Annotated in this window: 18 protein-coding genes and 1 riboswitch; of the genes, 5 read left to right on the forward strand and 13 right to left on the reverse strand. The window is 72.7% G+C overall.

Annotated elements, in window-relative coordinates; genetic code table 11:
• Positions 1-671 precede the first annotated feature (671 nt).
• The 3 genes from cydB to ACWEEU_RS07465 all read right to left on the reverse strand — a co-directional run bounded on the left by cydB (position 672) and on the right by ACWEEU_RS07465 (position 3,883).
• Entirely contained in the window at positions 672-1,673 is a 1,002-nt protein-coding gene (cydB, locus tag ACWEEU_RS07455; RefSeq protein ID WP_385750196.1) for a cytochrome d ubiquinol oxidase subunit II, read from the reverse strand.
• Between the two features lie 12 nt (positions 1,674-1,685).
• On the reverse strand, positions 1,686-3,221 hold the full coding sequence (locus tag ACWEEU_RS07460) for a cytochrome ubiquinol oxidase subunit I (RefSeq protein ID WP_385750194.1): 1,536 nt from the start codon (positions 3,219-3,221) through the stop codon (positions 1,686-1,688).
• 401 nt (positions 3,222-3,622) lie between these two features.
• Entirely contained in the window at positions 3,623-3,883 is a 261-nt protein-coding gene (locus ACWEEU_RS07465) for a helix-turn-helix domain-containing protein (protein ID WP_451729559.1), read from the reverse strand.
• A 46-nt stretch (positions 3,884-3,929) separates the two neighbouring features.
• Between ACWEEU_RS07465 and ACWEEU_RS07470 the strand changes: the two genes are divergently transcribed.
• Both ACWEEU_RS07470 and ACWEEU_RS07475 read left to right on the forward strand, forming a co-directional pair.
• A complete protein-coding gene (locus tag ACWEEU_RS07470) occupies positions 3,930-4,154 on the forward strand; it encodes a DUF3556 domain-containing protein (protein WP_451729562.1) in 225 nt (74 codons plus the stop codon).
• Positions 4,151-5,602 carry a phytoene desaturase family protein gene (locus tag ACWEEU_RS07475; RefSeq protein ID WP_451729565.1) on the forward strand — a complete coding sequence of 484 codons (1,452 nt, stop codon included), beginning with the start codon at positions 4,151-4,153 and terminating at the stop codon, positions 5,600-5,602. The genes ACWEEU_RS07470 and ACWEEU_RS07475 overlap by 4 nt, the downstream gene beginning before the upstream one ends.
• An 89-nt stretch (positions 5,603-5,691) precedes the next feature.
• On the opposite strand, the gene gap is transcribed toward ACWEEU_RS07475, so the two are convergent.
• Together gap and ACWEEU_RS07485 are read right to left on the reverse strand one after the other, a co-directional pair.
• On the reverse strand, positions 5,692-6,690 hold the full coding sequence (gene gap / locus ACWEEU_RS07480; protein ID WP_451729568.1) for a type I glyceraldehyde-3-phosphate dehydrogenase: 999 nt from the start codon (positions 6,688-6,690) through the stop codon (positions 5,692-5,694).
• Positions 6,691-6,840: 150 nt separating this feature from the next.
• A complete protein-coding gene (locus ACWEEU_RS07485; RefSeq protein WP_385750180.1) occupies positions 6,841-7,797 on the reverse strand; it encodes a GlxA family transcriptional regulator in 957 nt (318 codons plus the stop codon).
• 117 nt (positions 7,798-7,914) lie between these two features.
• Positions 7,915-8,058, forward strand: a riboswitch (cobalamin riboswitch).
• 35 nt (positions 8,059-8,093) lie between these two features.
• On the opposite strand from ACWEEU_RS07485, the gene ACWEEU_RS07490 reads away from it, so the two are divergent.
• Both ACWEEU_RS07490 and ACWEEU_RS07495 read left to right on the forward strand, forming a co-directional pair.
• Positions 8,094-8,315: a CbtB domain-containing protein gene (locus tag ACWEEU_RS07490; protein WP_385750177.1), complete on the forward strand. Its 222-nt coding sequence runs from the start codon at positions 8,094-8,096 to the stop codon at positions 8,313-8,315.
• A gap of 21 nt (positions 8,316-8,336) precedes the next feature.
• A complete protein-coding gene (locus ACWEEU_RS07495; RefSeq protein ID WP_451729573.1) occupies positions 8,337-9,083 on the forward strand; it encodes a CbtA family protein in 747 nt (248 codons plus the stop codon).
• Positions 9,084-9,265: 182 nt separating this feature from the next.
• Here ACWEEU_RS07495 and ACWEEU_RS07500 read toward each other — a convergent pair whose 3' ends face one another.
• Together ACWEEU_RS07500 and ACWEEU_RS07505 are read right to left on the reverse strand one after the other, a co-directional pair.
• Positions 9,266-9,883 (reverse strand): histidine phosphatase family protein, encoded by a 618-nt coding sequence (locus ACWEEU_RS07500; RefSeq protein WP_451729576.1) that lies wholly within the window; start codon positions 9,881-9,883, stop codon positions 9,266-9,268.
• A 278-nt stretch (positions 9,884-10,161) separates the two neighbouring features.
• A complete protein-coding gene (locus ACWEEU_RS07505; protein WP_451729579.1) occupies positions 10,162-11,478 on the reverse strand; it encodes an amidohydrolase in 1,317 nt (438 codons plus the stop codon).
• Positions 11,479-11,702: 224 nt separating this feature from the next.
• Here ACWEEU_RS07505 and ACWEEU_RS07510 point away from each other — a divergent pair, with 224 nt between their 5' ends.
• Positions 11,703-11,876 carry a thiazolylpeptide-type bacteriocin gene (locus tag ACWEEU_RS07510; RefSeq protein ID WP_018548797.1) on the forward strand — a complete coding sequence of 58 codons (174 nt, stop codon included), beginning with the start codon at positions 11,703-11,705 and terminating at the stop codon, positions 11,874-11,876.
• 135 nt (positions 11,877-12,011) lie between these two features.
• Here the strand turns inward: ACWEEU_RS07510 and ACWEEU_RS07515 are convergent, their stop codons facing one another.
• The 6 genes from ACWEEU_RS07515 to ACWEEU_RS07540 all read right to left on the reverse strand — a co-directional run bounded on the left by ACWEEU_RS07515 (position 12,012) and on the right by ACWEEU_RS07540 (position 22,562).
• Positions 12,012-13,958, reverse strand: coding sequence for a TOMM precursor leader peptide-binding protein (locus ACWEEU_RS07515; protein ID WP_451729582.1), 1,947 nt, complete (start codon positions 13,956-13,958; stop codon positions 12,012-12,014).
• Positions 13,955-14,707 carry an ABC transporter permease gene (locus tag ACWEEU_RS07520; protein ID WP_451729585.1) on the reverse strand — a complete coding sequence of 251 codons (753 nt, stop codon included), beginning with the start codon at positions 14,705-14,707 and terminating at the stop codon, positions 13,955-13,957. The genes ACWEEU_RS07515 and ACWEEU_RS07520 overlap by 4 nt, the downstream gene beginning before the upstream one ends.
• On the reverse strand, positions 14,704-17,040 hold the full coding sequence (locus ACWEEU_RS07525; RefSeq protein ID WP_451729588.1) for an ATP-binding cassette domain-containing protein: 2,337 nt from the start codon (positions 17,038-17,040) through the stop codon (positions 14,704-14,706). Before ACWEEU_RS07525 ends, ACWEEU_RS07520 begins: the two co-directional genes overlap by 4 nt.
• Entirely contained in the window at positions 17,037-18,131 is a 1,095-nt protein-coding gene (locus ACWEEU_RS07530) for a lantibiotic dehydratase C-terminal domain-containing protein (protein ID WP_451729596.1), read from the reverse strand. Before ACWEEU_RS07530 ends, ACWEEU_RS07525 begins: the two co-directional genes overlap by 4 nt.
• Positions 18,128-20,878: a lantibiotic dehydratase gene (locus ACWEEU_RS07535; RefSeq protein ID WP_451729599.1), complete on the reverse strand. Its 2,751-nt coding sequence runs from the start codon at positions 20,876-20,878 to the stop codon at positions 18,128-18,130. Before ACWEEU_RS07535 ends, ACWEEU_RS07530 begins: the two co-directional genes overlap by 4 nt.
• 97 nt (positions 20,879-20,975) lie before the next feature.
• Positions 20,976-22,562 carry a SagB family peptide dehydrogenase gene (locus tag ACWEEU_RS07540; RefSeq protein ID WP_451729602.1) on the reverse strand — a complete coding sequence of 529 codons (1,587 nt, stop codon included), beginning with the start codon at positions 22,560-22,562 and terminating at the stop codon, positions 20,976-20,978.
• Positions 22,563-22,628 lie beyond the last annotated feature (66 nt).

Consider the following 22,628-nt stretch of genomic DNA (forward strand, 5'->3'; position numbering starts at 1 on the left):
GATGCCGTGCGCACCCGCGCCTCCGGCCCGCGTCCGCTGCCCCGCCCGACGTGGGTCACTCCGGTCGCGGGGCTGCCCCGGTGGGCGCTACTGCTCCGCCGATGCCCGATGCCCGATGCCCGGGGCGCCACGGCTGCCCTGGGCGTCGGGTGCGGCGGACTGCCGTTGCCGCGTGCAGGATCGCCACCGGGGCGCCGGGGCGTCTTGGTGCGGCAGTCCGGCGCGCGGAGGGCTCCCTCGGTGCGCAGCGGAGCCAAGCGTCCGTCGGTCTCGGCTGCCCTGGTGGGCGTATGCCGGTCCGTCGGCCACCGCACTGCGCCGCGCAGATCTTCGGCATCAGAGGAGGCAGACCACCACCGCCCGTGCCGGGTCGGCCCCCTGCGATCGTCACTGACCCGGCCCGTTGGGCTACCTACGCGCCGGCCATCCCTCTGTTGCAAAAACGGAGGTGGGGAAGCCTCTCCGCGCGCTGCCGCGGGCCAGGTCGGTCGCGGGTGACAGGTGCCCGCGTGGTGCCGCGGCGCCGGCGCCCCACGGCCGGGCGCTGTGGCCGTCCGCGGTGTCGGACGTGGTGGGCGCCATCTGCCCGGTGCCGCAGGGCGGTTCGGCGCGGTGAGGCTCTCCCGGTTCCGCTGCGGAACCGGGAGAGCCTCGATGGGCGCGATCCTTCCTCAGTGGCCCGACGGGATGTGGTGGACGGCGATGCGCTTGCTGAAGACCCAGTAGGTCCATGCCTGGTAGAGGACGATGAGCGGGGCGAAGATCGCCGCGACGATGCTCATCACGGTCAGGGTGTAGGAGCCGGACGAGGCGTTGCTGACCGTCAGGGACCAGGCGGGGTTGAGCGTGGAGGGCATGACCTCCGGGAAGAGCGTCAGGAACAGCATGGCGACGGATGCCACGATGCTCAGCCCCGTGAAGATGAACGCCCAGCCCTCGCGGCCCAGTTGGTTGAAGAACAGGGCGATCGGCAGCGCCACGAACGCGACGATCATCACGGCGAGGCTCTGGCCGTTGCCGGAGTTCGCCTGGGTCCACAGCAGGAAGGCGAGCAGCAGCAGAAGGCTGATCACCCCCAGGACGGGCACGAACTTGCGGGCCCGCTCCCGGATTTCACCGGCTGTCTTGAGCGCCGCGAAGACCGCGCCGTGGGCGACGCAGACCGCCAGCAGGGTGAACCCGCCGAGGATCGCGTACCCGTTGAAGAGGTCGCCGGGCGTCCCCACGTACGACTTGCCCGCGTTGATCGCGATGCCGCGCACCATGTTGGCGAAGACGACACCCCACAGGAACGGCAGGATCAGCGAGGTCCAGAAGGTGACCTGTTCCCAACTGCGCTGCCAGCGCTCGCTGTCGCGTTTGGCGCGGTACTCGAAGGACACGCCCCGTCCGATCAGCATGAGCACGATGATCAGCAGCGGGATGTAGAAGCCGCTGAACAGCGTGGCGTACCAGTCGGGGAAGGCCGCGAAGGTGGCTCCGGCGGCCGCGATCACCCAGACCTCGTTGCCGTCCCAGACGGGTGCGATCGTGTTGATGAGGACGCGCCGCTCCTTGTCGTTCCGGGCCATCACCTGGGTGAGGACGCCGATGCCGAAGTCGAAGCCCTCCAGGAAGAAGTAGCCGACCCAGAGGAGGGCGATCAGGATGAACCAGAGATCGTGGAGATGCATGGCCGTCCGTCCTCAGTAGGCGATCGAGAGGGGCTTGTCCTGCTCGTCCGGGGAGATGCGCATGGTCGGGTCCTTGGACGGCGGTCTCTCCTCCACGTCCGGACCGGGTTTGGCGTACTTGACCATGAGCCCTCCTTCGACCACCGCGAGAATCGCGTAGACGGCACTGAGCGCGGCCAGCGAGCCGATCTGGGTGCCGATGCTCACGTTCGGGGAGACGGCGTCCGCGGTCTTCATCAGGTGGAACACCACCCAGGGCTGGCGGCCCATCTCGGTGAAGATCCAGCCGAAGCTGTTGGAGATCAGCGGGAAGCCCAGCGTGAGCAGCACGATGCGCCAGCTCCACTTGGTGAAGAAGTCGTTCATCCTGATCTTGTCGGTGATCATCAGGTTGGGTGGCTCGTCCTCACCCGTGCGGTACCTGGACTGCACCCAGAATTTCTTGCGCGTGAGCCAGAGGCCGAGCACGCCGATGCCGAAGCTCGTCATCCCGAAGAAGATCATGAGCCGGAAGCCCCAGTACGTCATGAAGATGTTCGGGATGTAGTCCGTGCGGGTGCCGCCGAAGAGCCGGACCTGTTCGTCGGCCCGGTTGTTGATGCCGGGGACGGCCGAGTGGAAGTTGCTCTTGGCGAGGAAGGACAGGGCACCGGGAACTTCCAGTGCGACGTCGTTGCGTCCCTTGCTGACGTCGCCGACCGAGAAGATGGAGAAGGGTGCCGGTGCCTGGGTGTCCCACAGGGCCTCCGCCGCGGCCATCTTCATGGGCTGCTGCCGGAACATGACCTTGCCGAGCTGGTCGCCGCTGAACGCGGTCAGGATTCCGGCGACCAGCATGACCACCAGCGCGCACCGCAGGGAAGCCCGCATGGCGGCGATCCGGCGGCGGTCGGTGTCCTTGCCCCTCTTGGCCCGCCACAGGTGATAGGCGGCGATGCCCATCACGAAGGCCGCGCCGGTGATGAACGCCGCGGACAGGGTGTGGAAGACCTGGGTCAGGGTCGTGTCCTGGAACAGCACCCGCCAGATGTCCACGAGCCGCGCCTTGCCGGAGACGGGGTCGATCCGGTAGCCGACCGGGTGCTGCATGAAGGAGTTGGCCGCGAGGATGAAGTACGCCGAGAGAAGACTGCCGATCGTGACGATCCAGATGGTCGCGAGATGTACCTTCTTGGGCAGCCGGTGCCAGCCGAAGATCCACAGACCGATGAACACGGACTCGAAGAAGAAGGCGATCAGCGCCTCCATCGCCAGCGGGGCACCGAAGACGTCACCGACGAAGCGGGAGTAGCTGGACCAGTTCATCCCGAACTGGAACTCCTGGAAGATGCCCGTGACCACACCCAGCGCGATGTTGATCAGCAGGAGCTTGCCCCAGAACTTGGTCGCGTGGAAGTACTTCTCCTTTCCCGTCCGCACCCAGGCCGTCTCCAGACCGGCGACGATGCCTCCCAGGCCGATGCTGAGCGGGACGAAGAGGAAGTGGTAGACGGTGGTGACACCGAACTGCCATCGGGCGATGGTCTCGTGAGCGATTGCTAGTTCCACTGCGTCCTTCTCTCGCTTCGATCCAGCCGCATTGTGGCTAAAAGGTATCTCCAGCGCATAGTCGCGTCGACTCGAACAAATACCGCGCAACCGGGCGAGCAGTGAAAGCCGCCCCGGCGGTCGCGAGCCCTCCCAGGTTCGGCGTGCCCCACGGGTGACCGGGAGCGCTGCCGAGGGCGGGCTGTTCGGGTGAGCCGGGGTGCCGGTGCGGGGCGGAGGTGCTCGGGCCGCCGCCGCGCGCGGGGTCGCACCTGCGCACCGAAAGGCCGGACGTCCGTCGCAGATGCGACCTTTATGTGGCATTTATTCCGTAAATGGTTTGTCCCCGCAATCGAATGGCGGCGGCAATGCCTATTGCCGTCCCGCCATTCCTTCACGTTCGGCGCATAACCGGCCGGTAATCACGCGAGAACAGCATCCCCGAGCCACTGCGCGGCCAGCAGCGCGGCCCGTACGGAGAAGTCGTCGTCGAGGTCGCGGGCGCCGCCCGGCAGCAGGGCGGACGCCTGGCGCACCCGGTACTGCACCGAGTTGCGGTGCAGGTTCAGCGCGGCCGCGGCGGCCGCGTGACTGCGTCTGCGGGCGAGGAACACCCGCAGCGTCTCGCGCAGTACGGCACCCCGCGCGCCGGGCTCGGCCAGCTCACCGAGCGTCACCGTCACGAAGTCCCGTACCGCCGCCGGATCGCCCGCCGTCAGCGCGGTGCGGGTGATCTGTTTGGAGGGCCAGCCCCTCCACCGGCAGACTCAGGACTATGAGATCCACGACGCCGCCCTGGGCCTCCTGGAGAGCGGCCATGTCACGGTGCGCGACATGCTGAGCCGCCAGCCCTGGCCCACCGACGGCCCCGACCACCCCGTGCACGACGTGCGTTCGCGGCACCCGCTGCGTCCGGTCCCCGGCACGCCGTCCGTCCCGGACACCGCCTCATGACCTCCGCCCTCGTGGTCGGCGGCGGGCCCAACGGGCTCGCCGCGGCCGCCCTGCTCGCGCGGGCGGGCCTTGAGGTCACCCTGCTGGAAGCCTCGGACGAGGTCGGCGGCGGCACCCGCAGCCACGAGGCCCTCGTGCCCGGACTGCTGCACGACCACTGCTCCGCCATCCACCCCCTGGCCCTCACCTCACCCGCGCTGCGCGCCCTGGACCTGGAACGGCACGGACTGCGCTGGCTGCTGCCCGAGATCGACTGCGTCCACCCCCTGGACGACGGCGACGCGGGCGTCCTGCTGCGCTCCGTCGAGGACACCGGCCGTCTCCTCGGCGCCGACGGCGACCGCTACCGGGCCCTCCTCGGCTCCTCCGTACGGAACTGGGACGCGCTCGCCACCGACGTGATGGGACCGCTGCTGCGCGTGCCCTCGCACCCGCTGCTGCTCGCCCGCTTCGGACTGCCCACCACCCTGCCCGCCGCCGCCCTCGCCAGGCTCTTCACGACGGAGCGGGCCCGCGCCCTGTGGGCCGGGGTCGCCGCCCACGCCTACCGTCCGCTGAACCGCCCGCTCACCTCGGCCATCGGGCTCGGCATCCTCGCCGCCGGACACGCGGCCGGGTGGGCCGTCGCCGAGGGCGGCTCGCAATCCATCGCCCGCGCCCTGGAAAAGGTCCTGCGCGAACACGGCGGCACGATCCACACCGGCGTCCGGGTCACCGACCGGCGGCAGCTCCCGCCCGCCGACGTCACCCTGCTCGACCTCGACCCCGGCCAGACCGCCGCGATCTACGGCGACCTGCTGCCCGCCCGGGTCCGGGCCGCCTACCGGCGCTTCCGGCGCGGTCCCGGTGCCTACAAGGTCGACCTGGCCGTCGAGGGCGGCGTCCCCTGGACCGACGCCGACGCCCGGCGCGCGGGCACGGTCCACCTCGGCGGCACCTTCGCCGAGATCGCCCACGCCGAGCGCGAGGTGTCGGCGGGCCGGATGCCCGAGCGGCCCTTCGTCCTGGTCGGCCAGCAGTATCTGGCCGACCCCGGCCGCTCGGTGGGCGACGTGCACCCCGTCTGGACGTACGCCCACGTCCCGTACGGCTACGACGGGGACGCCACCGGGGCCATCCTCGCCCAACTGGAGCGGTTCGCGCCCGGAGTGCGGGAGCGCGTCGTGGGCATGGAGGTCACCCGGCCCGCCGGTTTCGCCGCCGCCAACCCCAACTTCGCGGGTGGCGACATCCTCACCGGCGCGAAGACCGCGGCTCAGCTGGTGCTCGGTGCCCGTCCCGCGCTCGACCCGTATGCCACGGGTCTGCCCGGGGTGTTCCTGTGCTCGGCGGCCACGCCTCCGGGACCCGGCGCCCACGGGATGTGCGGCGCGGGTGCGGCGGCTTCCGCGCTGCGGCACCTCGGCGTTCGTACCGATCCGCTCGCGGACCGAGCGCGAGCGGTCTGAGTGCCAGCGGTCTGAGGGCGAGCGGTCTGAGTGCGAGCGGGCGGCTCCGGATCGAGGGGCCGCCCGCGTACGGGAGTTCAGCTGCCGGTTCAGCTGCCCGCGAGGAGCTCCAGCGTGTCGATCACGCGGTTCGAGAAACCCCACTCGTTGTCGTACCAGGCGACGACCTTGATGTGCCGGCCGTCCACCCGGGTCAGTGCCGAGTCGAAGATCGAGGAGGCCGGGTTGCCGACGATGTCGGCCGAGACCAGCGCGTCCTCCGAGTACTCCAGCACCCCGGCGAGCGGACCCTCGGCGGCGGCGCGGTAGGCGGCCAGCACCTCGTCGCGGGTGACGTCCCGCGAGACCGTGGTGTTCAGCTCCACGATCGAGCCCACCGGCACCGGCACCCGGATCGAGTCGCCCGACAGCTTGCCGTCCAGGCCCGGCAGCACCAGGCCGATGGCCTTGGCCGCGCCGGTCGTCGTCGGCACGATGTTCACGCCGGCGGCACGCGCCCGGCGGGCGTCGCGGTGCGGGCCGTCCTGGAGGTTCTGCTCCTGGGTGTAGGCGTGCACCGTCGTCATGAAGCCGTGCTCGATGCCCGCGAGGTCGTCCAGGACGGCGGCCAGCGGGGCCAGCGCGTTGGTCGTGCAGGAGGCGTTCGACACGACGGTGTGCAGCGCCGGGTCGTAGGCGTCGGTGTTCACGCCGTACGCCAGCGTCACGTCCGCGCCGTCCGACGGCGCGCTCACCAGCACCCGGCTCGCGCCCGCGTCCAGGTGGACGCGCGCGGCCTTGGCGGCGGTGAAGCGGCCGGTCGCCTCCAGGACGATGTCCACGCCCAGCTCCGCCCACGGCAGCTGCGCCGGGTCGCGCTCGGCGAGCACCTTGATGCGACGGCCGTCGACCACCAGGGTGTCCCCGTCCACGGACACCGGGCGGCCCAGGCGTCCTGCGGTGGTGTCGAAGGCGAGCAGCCGGGCGAGCACGGCGGGCTCGGTGAGGTCGTTGACGGCGACCACTTCGAGGTCGCTCCCGCGCTCCAGCAGCGCGCGCAGCACATTGCGTCCGATGCGGCCGAATCCGTTGACGGCGATACGAGTCATGAATGGTGTCCCTTCCGTTCGCCCCCAGATTCGCGGGCGGCGCGCGGGCGGGGGAGCGGCGGGAGCGCCATGGTTCGCAAGGATCGTGCCAGGCGTTCCCGTCGGTACTGCCAGTGGCTCGGCTCCCCTTCGTGGAGGTGCGCCTGTCGCTCAGCTCCCCTTGGTGAAGGTGCGCCGGTAGTCGCTCGGCGTCGTCCCCAGCACGCGCTGGAAGTGCAGCCGCAGATTCGCGCCCGTGCCGAGCCCCACCTCGGCCGCGATCCGCTCCACCCCGTGGTCCGAGCGCTCGAGGAGCTCGCGGGCCAGGTCGACGCGGGCCCGGGTCACCCACTCCATCGGCGTGTATCCGGTGTCCTCCACGAACCGCCGCGAGAAGGTGCGCGGCGACACCGAGGCGTGCCGGGCCAGCGCGGAGAGGCTCAGCGGCTCCCCGAGCCTGCGCAGCGCCCACTCCCGCGTCCCGGCGAACCGCTCGCCCAGCGGCTCGGGCACGCTGCGCGGCACGTACTGCGCCTGACCCCCGCTGCGATAGGGGGCCGCGACCAGGCGCCGGGCCGCGTGGTTGGACGCGGCCACCCCGAGGTCGCCGCGCAGGATGTGCAGACACAGGTCGATGCCGGAGGCGGCGCCCGCCGAGGTGAGCACGCTGCCCTCGTCCACGAACAGCACGTTGCCGTCCACGCGGACCAGCGGATGCCGCTCTGCCAGGGCGCGGGTGTAGTGCCAGTGCGTCGTGGCCCGCCTCCCGTCGAGCAGCCCCGTCGCCGCCAGAGCGAACGCGCCCGTCGAGATCGCCGCGAGCCGCGCCCCGCGCGCGTGCGCCGTGAGCAGCGCCGTGACGACGGCGGCCGGAGGGTCCTCCCGGTCCGGGAACCGGTAGCCGGGCACGAACACGATGTCCGCCCACTCCAGCGCCTCCAGGCCGTGTGCCACGTGGTACGACAGCCCGTCGCCGCCGGTCACCAGACCGGGCTCGGCCCCGCAGACCCGCACCTCGTACGGCATGGAGGCACGGGTCGTGAACACCTGGGCGGGGATGCCCACATCGAGCGGCTTGGCCCCTTCGAGGACGAGGACGGCGGCGCGCAGCAGCGGGGGAGACGGCACGGGAGCCAGCGTACGAGGACGGCGAACCGGCACGCTGACACGGCGTGTTCACCGCGTGCCCGCAGGTCCCGCCCTGCCGGGAGAGGAAGATCACCCGGACCGGCGCGGTCTTGGCCGCGCCCCTCGTACGCGGTACCGTCGGTGCGAAATCGATGACGGCGGAGCGGAAGCCGGTGGGAATCCGGCACGGTCGCGCCACTGTGAGCGAGGCCCCATGAGGGCAGCGCGAGTCAGACCCGTGGCCGTCGTCCTGTGCACCACCGAGATGGGACGCGAATTCCCGAGGAGGTCCTGCCATGGCGCAGACCGTCGCTCCGCCGACAGCCACCACCCCCGCCGTACCCGCCAAGCTGCCGCTCAAGGACATCGCGCCCTGGGCCGTCTTCTTCGGCGTCCTCATGCTGGTCCTGCTCTACTTCGTCGGCGCCGAGCAGGGCGCCACCTCCGTGTTCAACGGCACGGACGTCCACGAGTGGGTGCACGACGCCCGCCACCTGCTCGGCTTCCCCTGCCACTGACGTAAGGGACGCCGCAGGCCCATGAACTCCGCAACGGTCAGAAACCTCCTGGTCCGGGGCATGTTGGCGGGTCTCGCCGCCGGGCTGCTCGCCCTGGTCGCCGCCTACTTCCTCGGTGAACCGAACGTCGACCGGGCGATCGCCTTCGAGGACGCCCACTCCCATGAGCACGAGATGGAGGTCGTCTCCCGCTCCCTGCAGTCCACCGCCGGTCTCGCCACCGGCGTCCTGGTCTACGGGGTCGCCTTCGGCGGCATCGCCGCGCTCGCGTTCTGCTTCGCGCTCGGCCGCGTCGGCCTCTTCGGCCCCCGCGCGACCGCGCTGCTGCTGTCCACGGCCGCGCTGCTCGCGGTGTACGTCGTGCCGTTCCTCAAGTACCCGGCGAACCCGCCCTCGGTGGGCGAGCCGGACACCATCGGCAAGCGCACCACGCTGTACTTCCTGATGATGCTGCTCAGTGTGCTGCTGGCGGTCGGCGCCACCCTGCTCGGCAAGCGGCTCGCCCCGGGCCTGGGGACCTGGTACGCCACCGTCGTGGCCGTCGCCGCCTTCGCGGTGGTGATCGGCCTCGCGTACGCGTTCCTGCCGGTGGTCAACGAGGTGCCCAGGGACTTCCCGGCCACCTTGCTCTGGCGCTTCCGGCTCGCCGCGCTGGCCGTCCAGGCCGTGCTGTGGGGCGGATTCGGGCTGCTCTTCGGCGAGTTGGCCGAGCGGCAGCTCAACCCGCGCCCGGCGAAGGTCCCGGCGGCGGTGGCCGCCTCGGGCTGAGCCGGCCGTTCGACGACGGCCGTACGACGACGAGAGGGCCCCGGGACCGTCCGGGGCCCTCTCGCGTTCGTCCGCCCGGCCCCCGCCACCGGGAGCGGCACGGAGCCAGGGCGAAGAGCGGCGCCCGGTGGGACCGAGTACCGGGCGCCGACTCGCCAAAGTCACTCAGCCTTGCCTGAGTTTCACCGGTCGGTCCGGGAACGGTCGGATTCGGGCGGTGACGTCGCCTCTCCGCCGAGCGGGCGCCCGAGACGTAGATTCCAGCGTCCGGCCCGGCCGCTCAACTCCGTGACGGTCAGCGGCAGTACGTCCAGGCGCCAGAACGTCTCCGGAGGCAGGACGAGTGCGTGGACGACGGCCGCGCGGACGACGTCCGGTTCGACGACGGCGAGCGTGCGGGAGTCCGCCGGTACCTCCGACTCCAGCCAGCCGCCGACGCGTTGGCACAGAGCGCGCACCGACTCCCCGCCGTGCGGGGAGCTTTCGGGATCGGCGAGCCACCGCATCAGCGCCTCCGGCTCGGCGCCGCCCACCTCCGCCAGGGTGCGCCCGCGCCAGCGGCCCGCGTCGAGCGTGGCCAGATTCGGCAACTCCGCGGCTTCGAGACCGAGTTCGCCCGCCGTCTCCTGGCACCGGGCGCCGGGCGACCGCACGACCCGCTCGGCGCGGGGCAGCATGCCCGCCGCCGCGCGAGCACGGGCCGCGCCGGAGGCGTCGAGGGGGCCGAGCCCGTCGTAGAACCGGGCTTGCCGCAGCGCCGGGCTGCTCGCGGGGGAGACGAGGAGGACACGGCTGGTCACGGGGCTCCTGGTGCTGTCGTACGGGCGGACGGCGAAGGTAACACCGTCACGGTGCGTCGAGGTCCGTGCCCCGGGAGACCTCCTCCCGGCTCGCCAACTCCGCCCGGACCGAGTCCAGATGGGCGACCAGGGCGTCCACCGCGTCACCGCCGAGGGCGAGCCGCGGTGGGGTGTGCTCGGCGTCCAGGGGTTGACCGGCGGCCCGGCCGGGCGGCCGCGGGTGGGGATGCCGTCGGCCGGGGCCAGGGCGAAGACGGGCGCTTCCCGACCAGGCGGCTTCAGGCGTTCGCCCCCAGTCGGGTGAGCGCCGCCGTCACCAGCGCGGCCGTCCCCGTCTCCAACGTCAGCCGGACGCTGGGGAGATAGCGCGGGGAGTGGTTGCCGGGGAGGGTGCGGAACTTCTCTGTCGGGGTGTCGCCCGGCGCCGCCGCCCACTGGGCCGGGCCCACGGTGCCGAGCATCCAGTAGCCGCCCCGGATGGCGGGATGGCCGTGGACGCCGGCGCCCGCGCCCGTGAGCAGGGGGAAGTCCTCGGTGGCCGTGGTGGCGGGCCAGCCCGTGACGCGAGCGGGGCCGAATGCCGCGCGGTGGACCTGTCGTACGGTCGCCGTGACCTCGGGGTCGGGGAGCGTGACCCCGGAGCGGGACAGTTCGGTGACCGTCACCCGGGGTGGCAGCGCGGCGGCGGACGCCTCGGCGCGGGCCACGCGCTCCACGGCGGCGGCCGCGCCGCAGAGCGCCGACTCGGAGAACGCCCGTATGGTGACGCGGAGTTCGGCGCGGGAGGCGATCACGTTCCCGGCGTGACCGGCGTCGCCCGTATGCAGTGCGGAGGCCGTGACCGTGAGGCGTTCGGCCGGGTCGCTCTCCCGGGCGGCGATGGCGGGCAGGCGGGTGACCAATCCTGCCGCCGCCGACAGCGGGTCGGCCGACAGGTGCGGGGTCGCCGCGTGGCCGCCGTCGCCCTCGAAGACCAGCTCCAGTGTGCGGCTGCCCGCCAGCACCGGGCCGTCGGCGTGGGCCACCATCCCCGCCGGGAACGCGGCCGTGTGCTGCGCCAGCACCACGTCGGGCACCGTGATCCGCTCGTACAGCCCGTCCTCCAGCATGGCCCGTGCCCCGCTCAGCGTCTCCTCGGCGGGCTGTCCGACGACCAGGAGCGTGCCGCGCCAGCTGCTCGGGTGCGTGGCGAACCAGCGGGCGGCCGCCGCCGCGCAGGCCAGGTGGGCGTCGTGGCCGCAGGCGTGCATGACCGGTACCGGGCGCCCGTCGGGGCCGGGGGCGGTGACGCTGCTCGCGTAGGGGGCGCCGGTGCGCTCCGCGACCGGGAGCGCGTCGAGTTCGGCACGCAGGAGGACGACCGGACCGTCGCCGTTGCGGAGCTCCGCCGCCACGCCGTGACCGCCCACGCCCCGCAGCACGCGGAAGCCGTCCGACTCCAGCCAGTGAGCGAACCGGGCCGCCGTGCGGGCCTCCGCACCGGACAGCTCGGGGTGCCGGTGCAGGTCGAGGTACAGCTCGGCGGCCGGGGCGAGCAGGGTATGTACGTCCGGCGACTCGCCCCCGGGGAACGGGGTTTCGTGGAGGTCGGGCACGGCGGGGCTCCTCGGGATCGTGGCCGGTCCGGGCGGAACGCGGGGTTCATGGCCCGGCTTGGACGGAACATGTCAGCGATGTGACAGCGGTACGCCAGGACGCTGACAACGGACGCGCGTAGAAAAGGAGTTGCCGAAGGCCACGGCCTCCGGCGGGTTCGCCGCACCACCGGCCGGGCGTCGTCCCGTCCGGCAGTACGTCCCCTGACCCGGAAGGAGCCATCATGGCTGACAACAACCTCGCCTCCCTCGCCCAGGAGATCCTGGACCTGGAGTCGGAGACCTTCGAGATCACCGACTACTCGGACGCCAGCGAGGTCATGCTCGGCTCGTCCACGAGCTGCTCGTCCACGAGCACCTGCTCCAGCACGACCAGCACCACCTCCTGCACCGCCTGACGCTCGTCGTCGGCCCCGACGGTCCCCGGCACGCGTCTCGCGCGCCGGGGACCGTCGGCGTGAACGGGCTCTGGCAAAAGACTCGTTCACGTCTCCGAAGACCGGCTTAGGGGAGCCGGTCCCGGGGCGACGGCTCTACGGGAACGGATGCGGCACCCTCCGCAGCTCCTCCTCCCGCAGCGGTGCCGCCACCATCCCCGCCCGATGGGGCGCCGTGCGCAGCCGGGGCATGTGCAGCGCCCGCTGCCGCAGCCAGCCGAAGTCGATCGGCAGCAGCCCGGGCGCGAGCGTCGCCACCGTGCGCAGTCCCATCCGCCGCTGCTCGGGAGTCGTCTGGTCCACGGCGACGACATCGCATCCCGCCCCGGCCAGCAGATCCCGCAACAGCAGCAGATCGTCCCGGAGATCACCGGTGCGGGGACGCAATTCCTCCCACCCAGAGAACAGTTCGTCCGGGGTGGCCGTTCGTTGCGGGTTCAGATACTCACCCGCGTGCTCCCGCATCGCGGGCAGCCCGAACAGTGCCGCATGGTCGGGCAGCCGCCGCACCAGATCGAAGTCCTCGGCCATGGCGGCGAGTTCACCCGGCCGTTCCGCCACCTGGCCCGGCAGATGCGGGATGTACGTCAGGATCTCGGAGACCGCCGACTCGACGGCCGTCTCCGGGTCGAAGGACGCCCCCGCCGCGAAGGCGAGGGTGCCCGGGCCGTCGTCGCGGCGTACCGCGAGACCGGTCACGACGGGCACCGGGAGGTCCACCCGGTTGTCGAAGACGTGCACGTCGTAGCCCTGGAGCGCGGCCCGCGCGACCATCGCCCGCACCCGGGGTCCTGTCACCGCCGCCAGGTCGATCTCGGGCAGCGGGAGGCTGCCGTACCAGCCGAGCAGGAAGGCGTCCCGCTCGACCAGTTCGAGCAGCCCGAAGAAGACCGCCTCCTCCCAGGTGCCGCCCGTGGCACACCCGTTGGAGCACTCGAAGACGAAATTGTCCGCCCGGGTGCCTTCGCTGTAGTACACCAGCCGCGCCGGGACGAGTACCTCGCGTTCGTTGCGCAACGACCAGCCGCTCACCCAGGGGATGGGCCGGGCCGGGTCGAAGGGCTCGACCATCGGGTCCTCGGCGTAGGTGCGCGGGCCGTAGAGCCCGCAGGCGCGCGGGTCCAGGGCGCGCTCGCCCAGCTCCTCGAGGGAGGCGGTGACGACCGGCGCGCGGTGACGCCGGTGCGTTCCCGCGTACCGCTCCAGGCCCTCCAGGAAGGCCAACTCCCTGCTGCCGGCGAAAGAGTTGGACTGACCGCTCCACGTCACGTCGGTCAGACCGGCGTACCCCCGCATGAAGACGCTGCCCGCGACCGGCGCCGTCGTCGGCGAGGTCACGTCGATCCAGGTGCCACCGCCGAGCACCCCGCACACCGGGTTGGCGAGCCCCTTCACCGGGAGCGGATAGTCCGCCGCGCGGCGCAGCCGGTACGCGTCACGGTCGGGCTTGGGCAGCGAGGCCGGCGCCGAGAGCGTGGCCTCCGACGCCGCGCGTGCCGAGTCCTCCCCCGTGAAGGGACGGCACTGCGGGCACATCGGCTCGGGCACCAGCGGGAAGGTACGCACCCGCAGGGTCTCCAGGTCCACCTCGGTGACCTGCGGCAACGCGGCATCCGCGCCTCGCGCACGATGCCGGGCGGCACCCGAGACGATCAGCCGGTGCAGCGACCACACGGCGTCCACCGTGTGGTCGGGCAGCATGGGCCACTGCCCGGCCGCCGTCGTCTCGATCCCGGTCTCCAGCGCGTCCCGCTCGGTACGGGTGCGCAGCCGCTGGCGGCGCATCGCCAGACACGTGCCGCACGCGGCCGGATTCCCCGGCGCCCCGCCCCACGGGCCCAACAGCACGGCCTGCGCGGTGAGATGGACGTCCGCCGGGTTCGGCGGCAGCTCGGCGCGGACGCTCTCGCCGAGCACATTGGTGTCGCCGATCCGGGAGACGGCGGGCGCGGGCAGCCCGGCCGTGGCGGCGCGCGCCGCGAGCCGGGCCGCCAGGTCGGCCCGGGCGGCCTCCAGGGGCGCGGGTGCGAGCGTGGTCGTCATGTGCGGTTGCTCCAGCGGAAGATCCGGGTGGCGATCAGCCCGAAGACCGCGGCGAACACGACGAGCCCCGCACAGTCGAGGCCGATGTCCCCGAGGTCGCCCCGGCCGCCCATCGCGTCGGTGAGACCGTCGTTCAGGTAGTGCAGCGGCAGCACCTTGGCGACCGTGCGCAGCCAGCTCGGCATCAGGTCGTCGGGGAAGAACGAGCCGGACAGGAACGCCATCGGCACCATCACCAGGTTGGCGATGGCCGCGACCGCCTCCGGGGTGTTCGCCAGGCTGCCGACGACCAGACCCATCGCCAGGAACGCGGTCACCCCGAGGACGAGGAGCGGAAACGCCGCCCACCAGGGGCCGTTCAGCTCAAGACCGAAGAACGGCAGCAGCGCGACGGCGGTGAACAGCAGCGTCTGCGTGAGCGCCACGGCCAGCGCCACCGTCCAGCGGGACGCGATCAGGGTGCGCAGCGGGGTCGGGGTGCGCCAGATCAGCCGCAGCAGATCGTCACGGCGCTGCTGCATGAGGGAGAACCCGACCGAGAACACGGCCGCGTTGCCCACGCCCCAGGACAGCACGCCCGGCGCGATGTAGTTGATGGACGCCAGTCCGCCGTCGACGTGCTGACCCTGGAAGATCAGCCCGAACAGCACCAGGAAGGCCAGCGGGAAGGCGAAGGTGAAGAAGAGGGTCGTCTTGTCGCGCACGCTCGCGACATAGGTGGCCCTGGTCAGTGCGGCGTAGGCGCTCAACGGTGGTGCTCCGATCCGGTGCCGGTCAGCGAGAGGTAGGCGTCTTCGAGGGTGGGGGTGCGGACGGTGACCGAGTCGATGTCGACCAGGTCGCCCAGCACGGGGAGCACCCGGTTGGGCACGGTCGTCTCCAGGACCAGGTCGCCGCCCTCCACGCCGGCCCGGTCCACCCCGTCCAGGGCGAGCGCGGCCTCGGGGGTCACCCGCCCGGCGGGCACGAGGAGCCGGGTGGGCGCGTGCAGCGCGCGGATCAGATTGCGCGGCGAGTCCAGCGCGACGACCCGTCCGCCGGCGATGATCGCGACCCGGTCGCACAGCGCCTCGGCCTCGTCGAGGTAGTGCGTGGTGCAGATGATCGTGCGCCCCTCCGAGCGCAACGACCTGAGCAGCTCCCACAGTTCGCGCCGCGCCTCCGGGTCGAGGGCGGCCGTCGGCTCGTCCAGGAAGATCAGCTCCGGCTCGTGCAGCAGCGCCGTCGCGACCGCGAGCCGCTGGCGCTGACCGCCGGAGAGATGGTCGATCCGGGCGTTCTCCTTCTCGGTGAGTCCGACCCGCTCCAGCGCCGTCGTCGCCACCTCGGGCCCCATGCCGTAGAGCGCGGCGACCGTGCGCAGATGCTCCCCGGCGGTGAGCCGGGCGAAGAACGCCGAGGACTGGGTCTGCACACCCATCCGCGCCAGCAGCGCGGTGTCGCGCGGCCACGGGCTCCGCCCGAAGACGCGCACGGTGCCCGAGTCGGCCTCGCGCATCCCCTCGACGATCTCCACCAGGGTGGTCTTGCCCGCGCCGTTGGGGCCGAGCACGCCGAAGAACTCGCCGTGCCGCACGGAGAGCGAGACCCCGTCGAGGGCGGTCACCTCGCCATACCGCTTGGTCACGCCGTCGAGGGCGACGACCGTCTCGGTGGGGGGCTCGGGGTGTCCGGCGTCGGACCCGGTCCCGGGACCGGTCTCCTTCGCGGGCTCGGTCTCGGTCTTGCTGTCGGGTGCGCTCATCTCGCCTTTCCTTGCTGTATCCAAAGCGGCCGGGACGACCGCCGGAGCGGCACCTCCCGGCGGACTGTGGGGGTGGGGGACGGTACGGGGGGCGGGGGCCGCTTCCGGCGTCGCCGTCGCGCGCCGCTCCCGCAGCGAGCGACCGAGCCCGCCCAGCGCCCACAGCAGCAGCACGGCCGCGAGCAGGGCGGGCGGCAGGAACCAGGCGAGCATCGCGTAGCGGTCCGGGAACATCGACCTCAGCGCCGCCCCGCACAGCACGAGCAGCGCCGCGCTCTGCACGGCGAGCAGCAGGGCGAAGCCGCCGTACAGCAGCCGCAGCCGCACCGGGTACGCGGCGACGCCCGGCCCCCGCCGGAGCACGCGCCGTACCGCGAGTGCGAGGAACGTGCGGCTGCCGCCCGCGAGTTCGACCACTCCGAGGGCGTGGGCGAGCGCCTTGTAGCCGTCGAGGGGCGGCAGCGGGAGGAGGTTGGCGAGGCCCAGTACCGTGCCGAGCAGCAGCAGCGCGCCGAGCGCGGAGTGGCCGTCGGCGCCGGCCGGGAGCAGGGCCCACAGTGCGTAGAAGGGCACCAGGAAGAGCAGGTTGGCGAATGCTCCCGCGCAGGCGGTGGCCACCTTGCGGCGCCGGCTGCCGAGGAACTGAACGTCCTCCACCTCGCAGTACAGGTACGTCGCGAAGCAGAACCAGCGCAGCCCGATCTCGGTGACCTTCCCGCCCCAGGCACGCGCGAACAGCCCGTGCGCCAGCTCGTGCAGGGCCAGCCCGCACCACAGCACACAGCCGATCGCGAAAAGCAGCACCGGCTGCCGCGCGGTCTCCTCCGTCTGCCTCCACAGCGTGCCCGCCTGGACGGCGACGGCGACGAGCACACCCGCCGCCAGTGCGGTGAGCACCGTGAGGACGGCGGGGCGGCGCGCCCACGTGGTCGTCCGGTGGAGCCGGTCCATCAGCGCGGGCGCGTCCGCCACCATCCGGGTGCGACCGGCGAGAATCCCGTTCGGCGGATGCCCGGAGCCGGGCGGGGGACCCGCGGCGGGCGCGGGGGAGCCTTCCATCAGCCCCCTGCCGTGCAGCAGCCGCAGCAACTGCCCCCACTGCGCCTCGCCCAGCCTGGCCCCGAACGTCCCGGCGTAGTCCTGCCCGATCTCGGCCAGCGTGCGGCTGCCGTCCATGCGGCTGATCAGGAAGTGTTCCTTCGGGCCGATCTCCAGGCGGCGCCCGGAGCGCGGGTCCTTCAGCAGATGGACCCGGGCGGCCCCGCGCACCAGCGCGGGCCCTTTGACGAGGTCGGGCCGCACCCGGGGCCGCGCGGCGAGAAAGGTCTCGGTGGTCACGCCCCGCCCTCCGGCTGCGGACACGCGCCGCCGTCGCGCAGGGCGCGCGCGAGGACGTACGACAGGAACGCCTCGTCCCGCACGGTCGTGCTCAGCCGGTTGTTGGTCATGTGCATGTACGGGGAGAGCAACATGGGCAGCGCCTGCGCGGACCCCTCGGGGACGATGTCCCGCGTGCCGTCGTACGAGCGGAAGACCAGCGCACCCTTCTCCGCCAACTCCGTCGCCCGCTCCCGGAGTTCGGCGCAGTGCCCGGACCAGCCGCGCAGGAAGGCGGGAAGCCGCGCCGACTCGCCCCCGGCGACCGCCCGCCGGATCTCCCGGAACCTCCCCGGCAGGCTCGTGCCCATCGCGGAGTAGGCGCGGTCGTAGCCGTGGTCGGCGGTGTAGTTGGTGGTGCTGAACGCCCGGTTCCAGAAGCTGTGGTAGCGGTCCAGGAAGGTCAGCAGCGCCTCCTCGTCCCGCAGGAACGTGCCGGACATGACCATCATGAGCTGGGCTGAGAGCCCCAGCAGCACGGTGCGCACATGGAGGTTCATCGTGCGCGCGGCCTCGATCACCAGGTCGCTGGAGTGCTGGAAGTGCCACTCGGCCAGCTCGATCCCGGCCGGACCGCCGTACTTGCCGTACTCCGGCTCGTACGGGCGGTCCTCGAAGGAGTTGTTGGGCCGCAGCAGCATCTTGCCGTCCGGACCCAGGTACTCCGAGCGTTCCTCGTCCCCGAACTCCAGCGTGAACAGCGTCTCGTAGAGGTCCGCGAAGAAGCCGTCCCTCACCTCGTACAGCGCGGGCCGCTCCCGCAGGAACGCGGCGAGCGCGGCGTGCGTCCGCTCCCGTACGGTCCCGGTGTCGGCGGCCCGGGCGGGCTTGAGACGCAGCCGCAGATGCGGTCCCTCCAGCCAGTAGTTGATGAAGAAGTACCCGGCGAGCAGCCCCTCTTCGGTGAGTGCGTCCACCAGCGGGCGGACGCACTGGAGGAGCAGCGGGCGGGGGCTGGCCGCGTAGAAGATGTGCACGGCCAGCCACTCGCCGGGAGCGTCGTCCCCGGCGGCCGGTCCGGGCGCGGCGGAGGATGCGGTGGAAACGGTCATCGGGGTCCGTCCTCTTCGGGCCGTCCGGCCGGGCCGGGGAGCAGTTCTACGGCGAGTTCGGCGACGTGCCGGCCGCGCGGGGAGGTGACGTGCAGTTCGTCCTCGCCGGGGAGCATCTCCTCGAACACGGTCCGGACGCGCTTCCCGGCGAGGAGCCCTTCGAGGGCGGTGAGCGAGAGCGGGGACTCGAAGTCGACGTACTGCGGCTTCGAGCCGCCGAACCAGGCCGGGGCGTCCCCGGAGCCGGACTCCTCGTGGACGGTCGCGAACACCCGGGCGGGCAGCCCGTGCCGCTCGCGCCAGCGGTGCCAGTTCAGGTACCACTCGCCGTCCGTCGCGCCCGGCGTTCGCAGCGGCAGCGAGCCGTCGGCCGCCGTCCAGGAGCGCCGCTGGAGGACCAGCGCGTGATGGCGCACGCGTGGTCTGCGGGTGACCCCCGCCTCGGCGGGACCCTCCGGCACCCCGCGCCACACGTCGGGGACGGCGCGGGAGGTGGGGGAGAAGAGCAGCAGGGTGCGGGGGATCTCGGGCAGCACCATCGGGACCAGGTAGCCGAGGTAGACCGGGACGACCTCGCGGTCCAGGCGGCGTGAGCGCAGCAGCAGCCGGTCGGTGGTCTCGTCGTGGACGGCGTAGAGGTCGTCCAGGTGGAGGCGGGCCTCCTCGGGGGCGGTGCTGTGTTCGCCGGGGCAGACGATCTCGTGGTCGGTGAGACGTCCGTGCAGGTTCAGGTTGGTGGTGGCGGCACCGGCGGTCACCTCGGCGAGGACGGCGCCGGGCGGCAGGGTGCCGCGCAACTCCTCGCGCAGGGCGTCGGTCAGGCCGACCGAGTCCGCGCCGTCGAAGCAGTGCGTGAAGCGGGTGAAGGGGAAGCACAGGCCGCCGTAGGAGTTGTTGAGCACGGCCAGTGGGCCGTCGTCGCGGCGGGCGAGCTGGAGGAAGTGGCTCTGCGGGGCGAAGGCGGGCGCGGCGGAGCCGAGTTCGGCGGCTGCCGCGTCCACCGTGGCGTCGTCGAGGACGAACTCCGGTGCGTCGGACGGAAGGCCGGTCCAGCTCGCGCGCACCCGGGCGGTGAGAGCGGCTCGGGCCCGGTCGATGGCCGTGATCTCGGGCAGGCCGAGCCAGTTCTCCTCGGGGGCGTGGCTGCCGTCGGGGAGGTAGCCGCTCCTGGCCGAGGTGAACTGGAGGTACTGGCGGAAGATGTCCTCGTGGAAGTCGTGGACCAGGCGCAGCAGATCGTCGCAGCGGCCGCCGCGTCCGTAGCGGGCGAGGAAGAAGCCCTTGAGGGTGAGGCGTTGGGGGAGTGCCACGTCGAACGCGGGCAGCACGCGGCCGATGGAACGCAGCGGCCCGCCCGCCAGCGCGGCCCACTCGGCGAGCCCCGCCGTGGTGGTTCCGGCGGAGACGTCCTCGTAGAGCAGGGTCTGCGGAAGCACGGGTCGTTCGGCTCCCAAGTCGGCTTGCAGGGACTGTAGTTCGGTACGCAGCCCGGAGAGAGCCGCGCGCCGGGCGGGCACGTCGGCCGCCGCATAGCCGGCGATGGCGGCGGCCGGGCCGTCCAGTCGGGCGGCGAGCGTGTCGGCCCACGGCAGTCCGAGTCCGCGCAACGCCGCCTGGAACGCCGCCAGCGGATCGGCGCTGTGCACGCTGGTCTCCAGCGTGGGCAGCCGCAGCATCCCCAGGTCGCGCAGCGCGGCGAGGTAGTGCTCGGCCTCCTCGTCCCCGGCGCCGGTGGTGTCCGCCAGCCAGCTTGCCAACTGCCCATGCGTCAGCGGGGTTTCCGCGTCGCGCAGCAGCTCCAGCATCTGGTCCAGGGCGCCCTGGCGGCGCAGGAAGAACAACCGGTCCTGCGCGGCGTCGAAGCTGACCGGCGCGCTGTCGTCGCCCGCCGTCACGGCCCGGCGGACGTAGCGCACCCGGTCGTCGTCCAGCTTCCAGCCGGAGGCGAGCGCGACCGGCAGGCCGGCCCGGCGCACCGGGTCGGCGGTGATCAGCTCGGCGAGCCGGGCGAGGACGACGACGTTGAGCCGGGGGTGACTGGTCCAGGCGTCCCCGACGACGGTCTCGTCACCCTCAGCCTCGAAACGCCCCAGCGCCACACCGGTCAGCGTGCTGAAGGGACTGGTCTTGCAGGCCGTCCGGTAGAGGTACGAAAGCAGCGAGCGCTCCATCTTGCGCGCCCGCTTGCCCGGCAGCGGCGCCGGATCGGCGGCGAACGCGTCCAACCTCTCCTCCAGCGTGGGCGAGGCCAGCAGCAGGCCCCGGCGCAGCCGGTCGTCGCGGGCGAGCCCGCGCAGCGCGGCACGGGTGCGGGCCAGCCCGTCCGCGACGACCTTCTCGCCCTCGACCCGCAACTCCTCGAAGCGGACGCGGGCTTCCAGCCAGGCGGCCAGATCCGCCCCGGTCGTACCGCCAAGGCCCTCGGCCAGGGCGCGGGCCGCGTCCAGGTCGCCTGGCAGGCGGTTGTTGAAGACCTGCCGTCGCAGCGCGAGCAGGCGACGGCGCCGCGCGGCGTCCTCCGTCGCGCCGACGGCGGCGGACAGCGGATCGCTCAGCCGGGCGCCGAGGTCGCGCAGCCGTGCCTCCTCGGCGGCCGTGCGGGCGGCCCAGCCGGCCGCCTCGGGCGCGCGCAGCGCCTCCACGGCGGTGACGGGCAGACCGGCCACGCGCAGCATGAACCGGTGATGCAGGCCGACCGGCCCGGCGGTGCCGGGGGTGTCCTGCGCGGTGGTGGCGGTCGGGCTCATGCCGGGCCCCTTTCGTCTGTCGGCCGCTCGTCCGTCGACCGCTCGTCTCTTGGCCGCCCGGAGCCCCGGCGCACCGGGGAGGCGTACGGGATGCGGGTCACCGGGCGACGATGTCGTAGCGGTAGTCGGCCGGACGGCGGCGCTCGTCGCCGATCATCATGATCAGCAGCGGGATCTCGCCCCGCCCGTCGGCGCCGAACTCCTCCGCGTACGACACGCAGTCGAAGCCGAGCGCGACCCCGCAGCCGGTCCCGGCGGCCGACGCGGCGGTGTACACGGCCTGGGCGGTGGCGCCCACGACGGCGTTGACCAGCCGGTAGCCCCGGTCGCCCACCGCGTCCATGACGGCGTGCGTGTGCGCGACCGGGACCAGGACGGCCGCGGCCTGCTCCAGGTTGTAGTTGGCCAGGAAGTAGTTCTCCTGGAGGAAGGCCCCGAAGGACCCGGCCCGCGTCAGCACCAGCTCGCCGGTGTCCCGGTCGTACTCGTACAGTCCCGGCGGCACCTCGCGTACGTGGTTCACGAACACGTGCAGCCGGGTGAGCGGCGGTGCGCCGGGCGTCTCCGCGTCGGTGTCCAGGCAGCTCCCGGCGACGGCCGCGGCGAGGACGGCCGAGAGCGTGGCCGTGTCGAGCGGGCTTCCGGTGAACCGGCCGAAGCTGCTGCGCCGTTCACGCAGCGCCCGGCGTACCGGGGCGTCCAGGGGCGCGGGGCCGGGCAGCGCGATTCGCTCGCCGGGACCGGCTGGAGGAGCGAGCGCGGGGTCGAGCACGCCGGGCGCGGGACGGTCGGCGGAGCCCTCCACCGTGGCGGCGTGCACGCGCCGAAGCGTCGGGAAGGTCAGGGTCCGCCGCGACTTCTCCGTGGGCACCCGGCGCACCCGCGCCCCGGACACCGGACCGGAGCCGGCGTCCGGGGCGGTGCCCGCCCAGCGCAGCGGCACCACCGCGAACACCCCGTCCTCCTCCGGGTCGAAGCCCAGCAGCCGACCGATGCGCGGCTCGTCGAACCAGAACGCGCTGCCCAGGCGCAGCCCGTGCGCGCGGGCCCACATGCGCCAGGTCTGGAGCAGGGCGCCGATGTCCATGGTGATCGCGTGGTAGCAGAAGCTGTTGTACTTGAAGGCGTTCTGCCAGAACGTCACGCCCAGGACCAGGAATTGATCGGTGTCCGCCGCCTCCGGCAGCACGCCGAGCGCATCCCGGACCTCGCCGGACACGTCCCCGGACAGGAGCCGGGTGAGCCGGTGGTGCGGGGTGTCGTAGTAGTAGACGCCCGGGTTGAGCGGGCCGCTCGCGCCGCTGACCCAGTGCACCCCGATCGGATAGAGGCCGCCGCCGGACGCCGTGCCACGCGACCAGTTGGCGTGCGTGTGGAACGGCAGCGAACCCAGGTCGGAGTTGGCCTGCACGGCGAGACGGCGCCCGGTCAGACCGTAGGAGTCGCGGAGCATCGAGCCGAGCAGCGGCAGCGTGAACGCGCCGTCCCCCGCCTCCCCGAACAGGCCCCGGCCGAGCGTGGCGTCCTCGGCGCATCCCCCGTCGGGCAGCGGGAACGACGGCGCGCCCGGGAAGTGCTTCCCCTTGCGCGGCCGGTCGGCCCAGTCGGGCACGAAGTCGGCCGGCTCCATGGGCGTTCTGCCCCGCCGCATCACCGCGGTCGCGTACTCATGGGCGTATCCCACGGTCACTCCCTTTTGTCTGCATCGTCTGTGGGGGCGCCGGCGCTCTGGCCGGCACCGGAGGAGGTG

Source organism: Streptomyces sp. NPDC005004, from assembly GCF_053600675.1.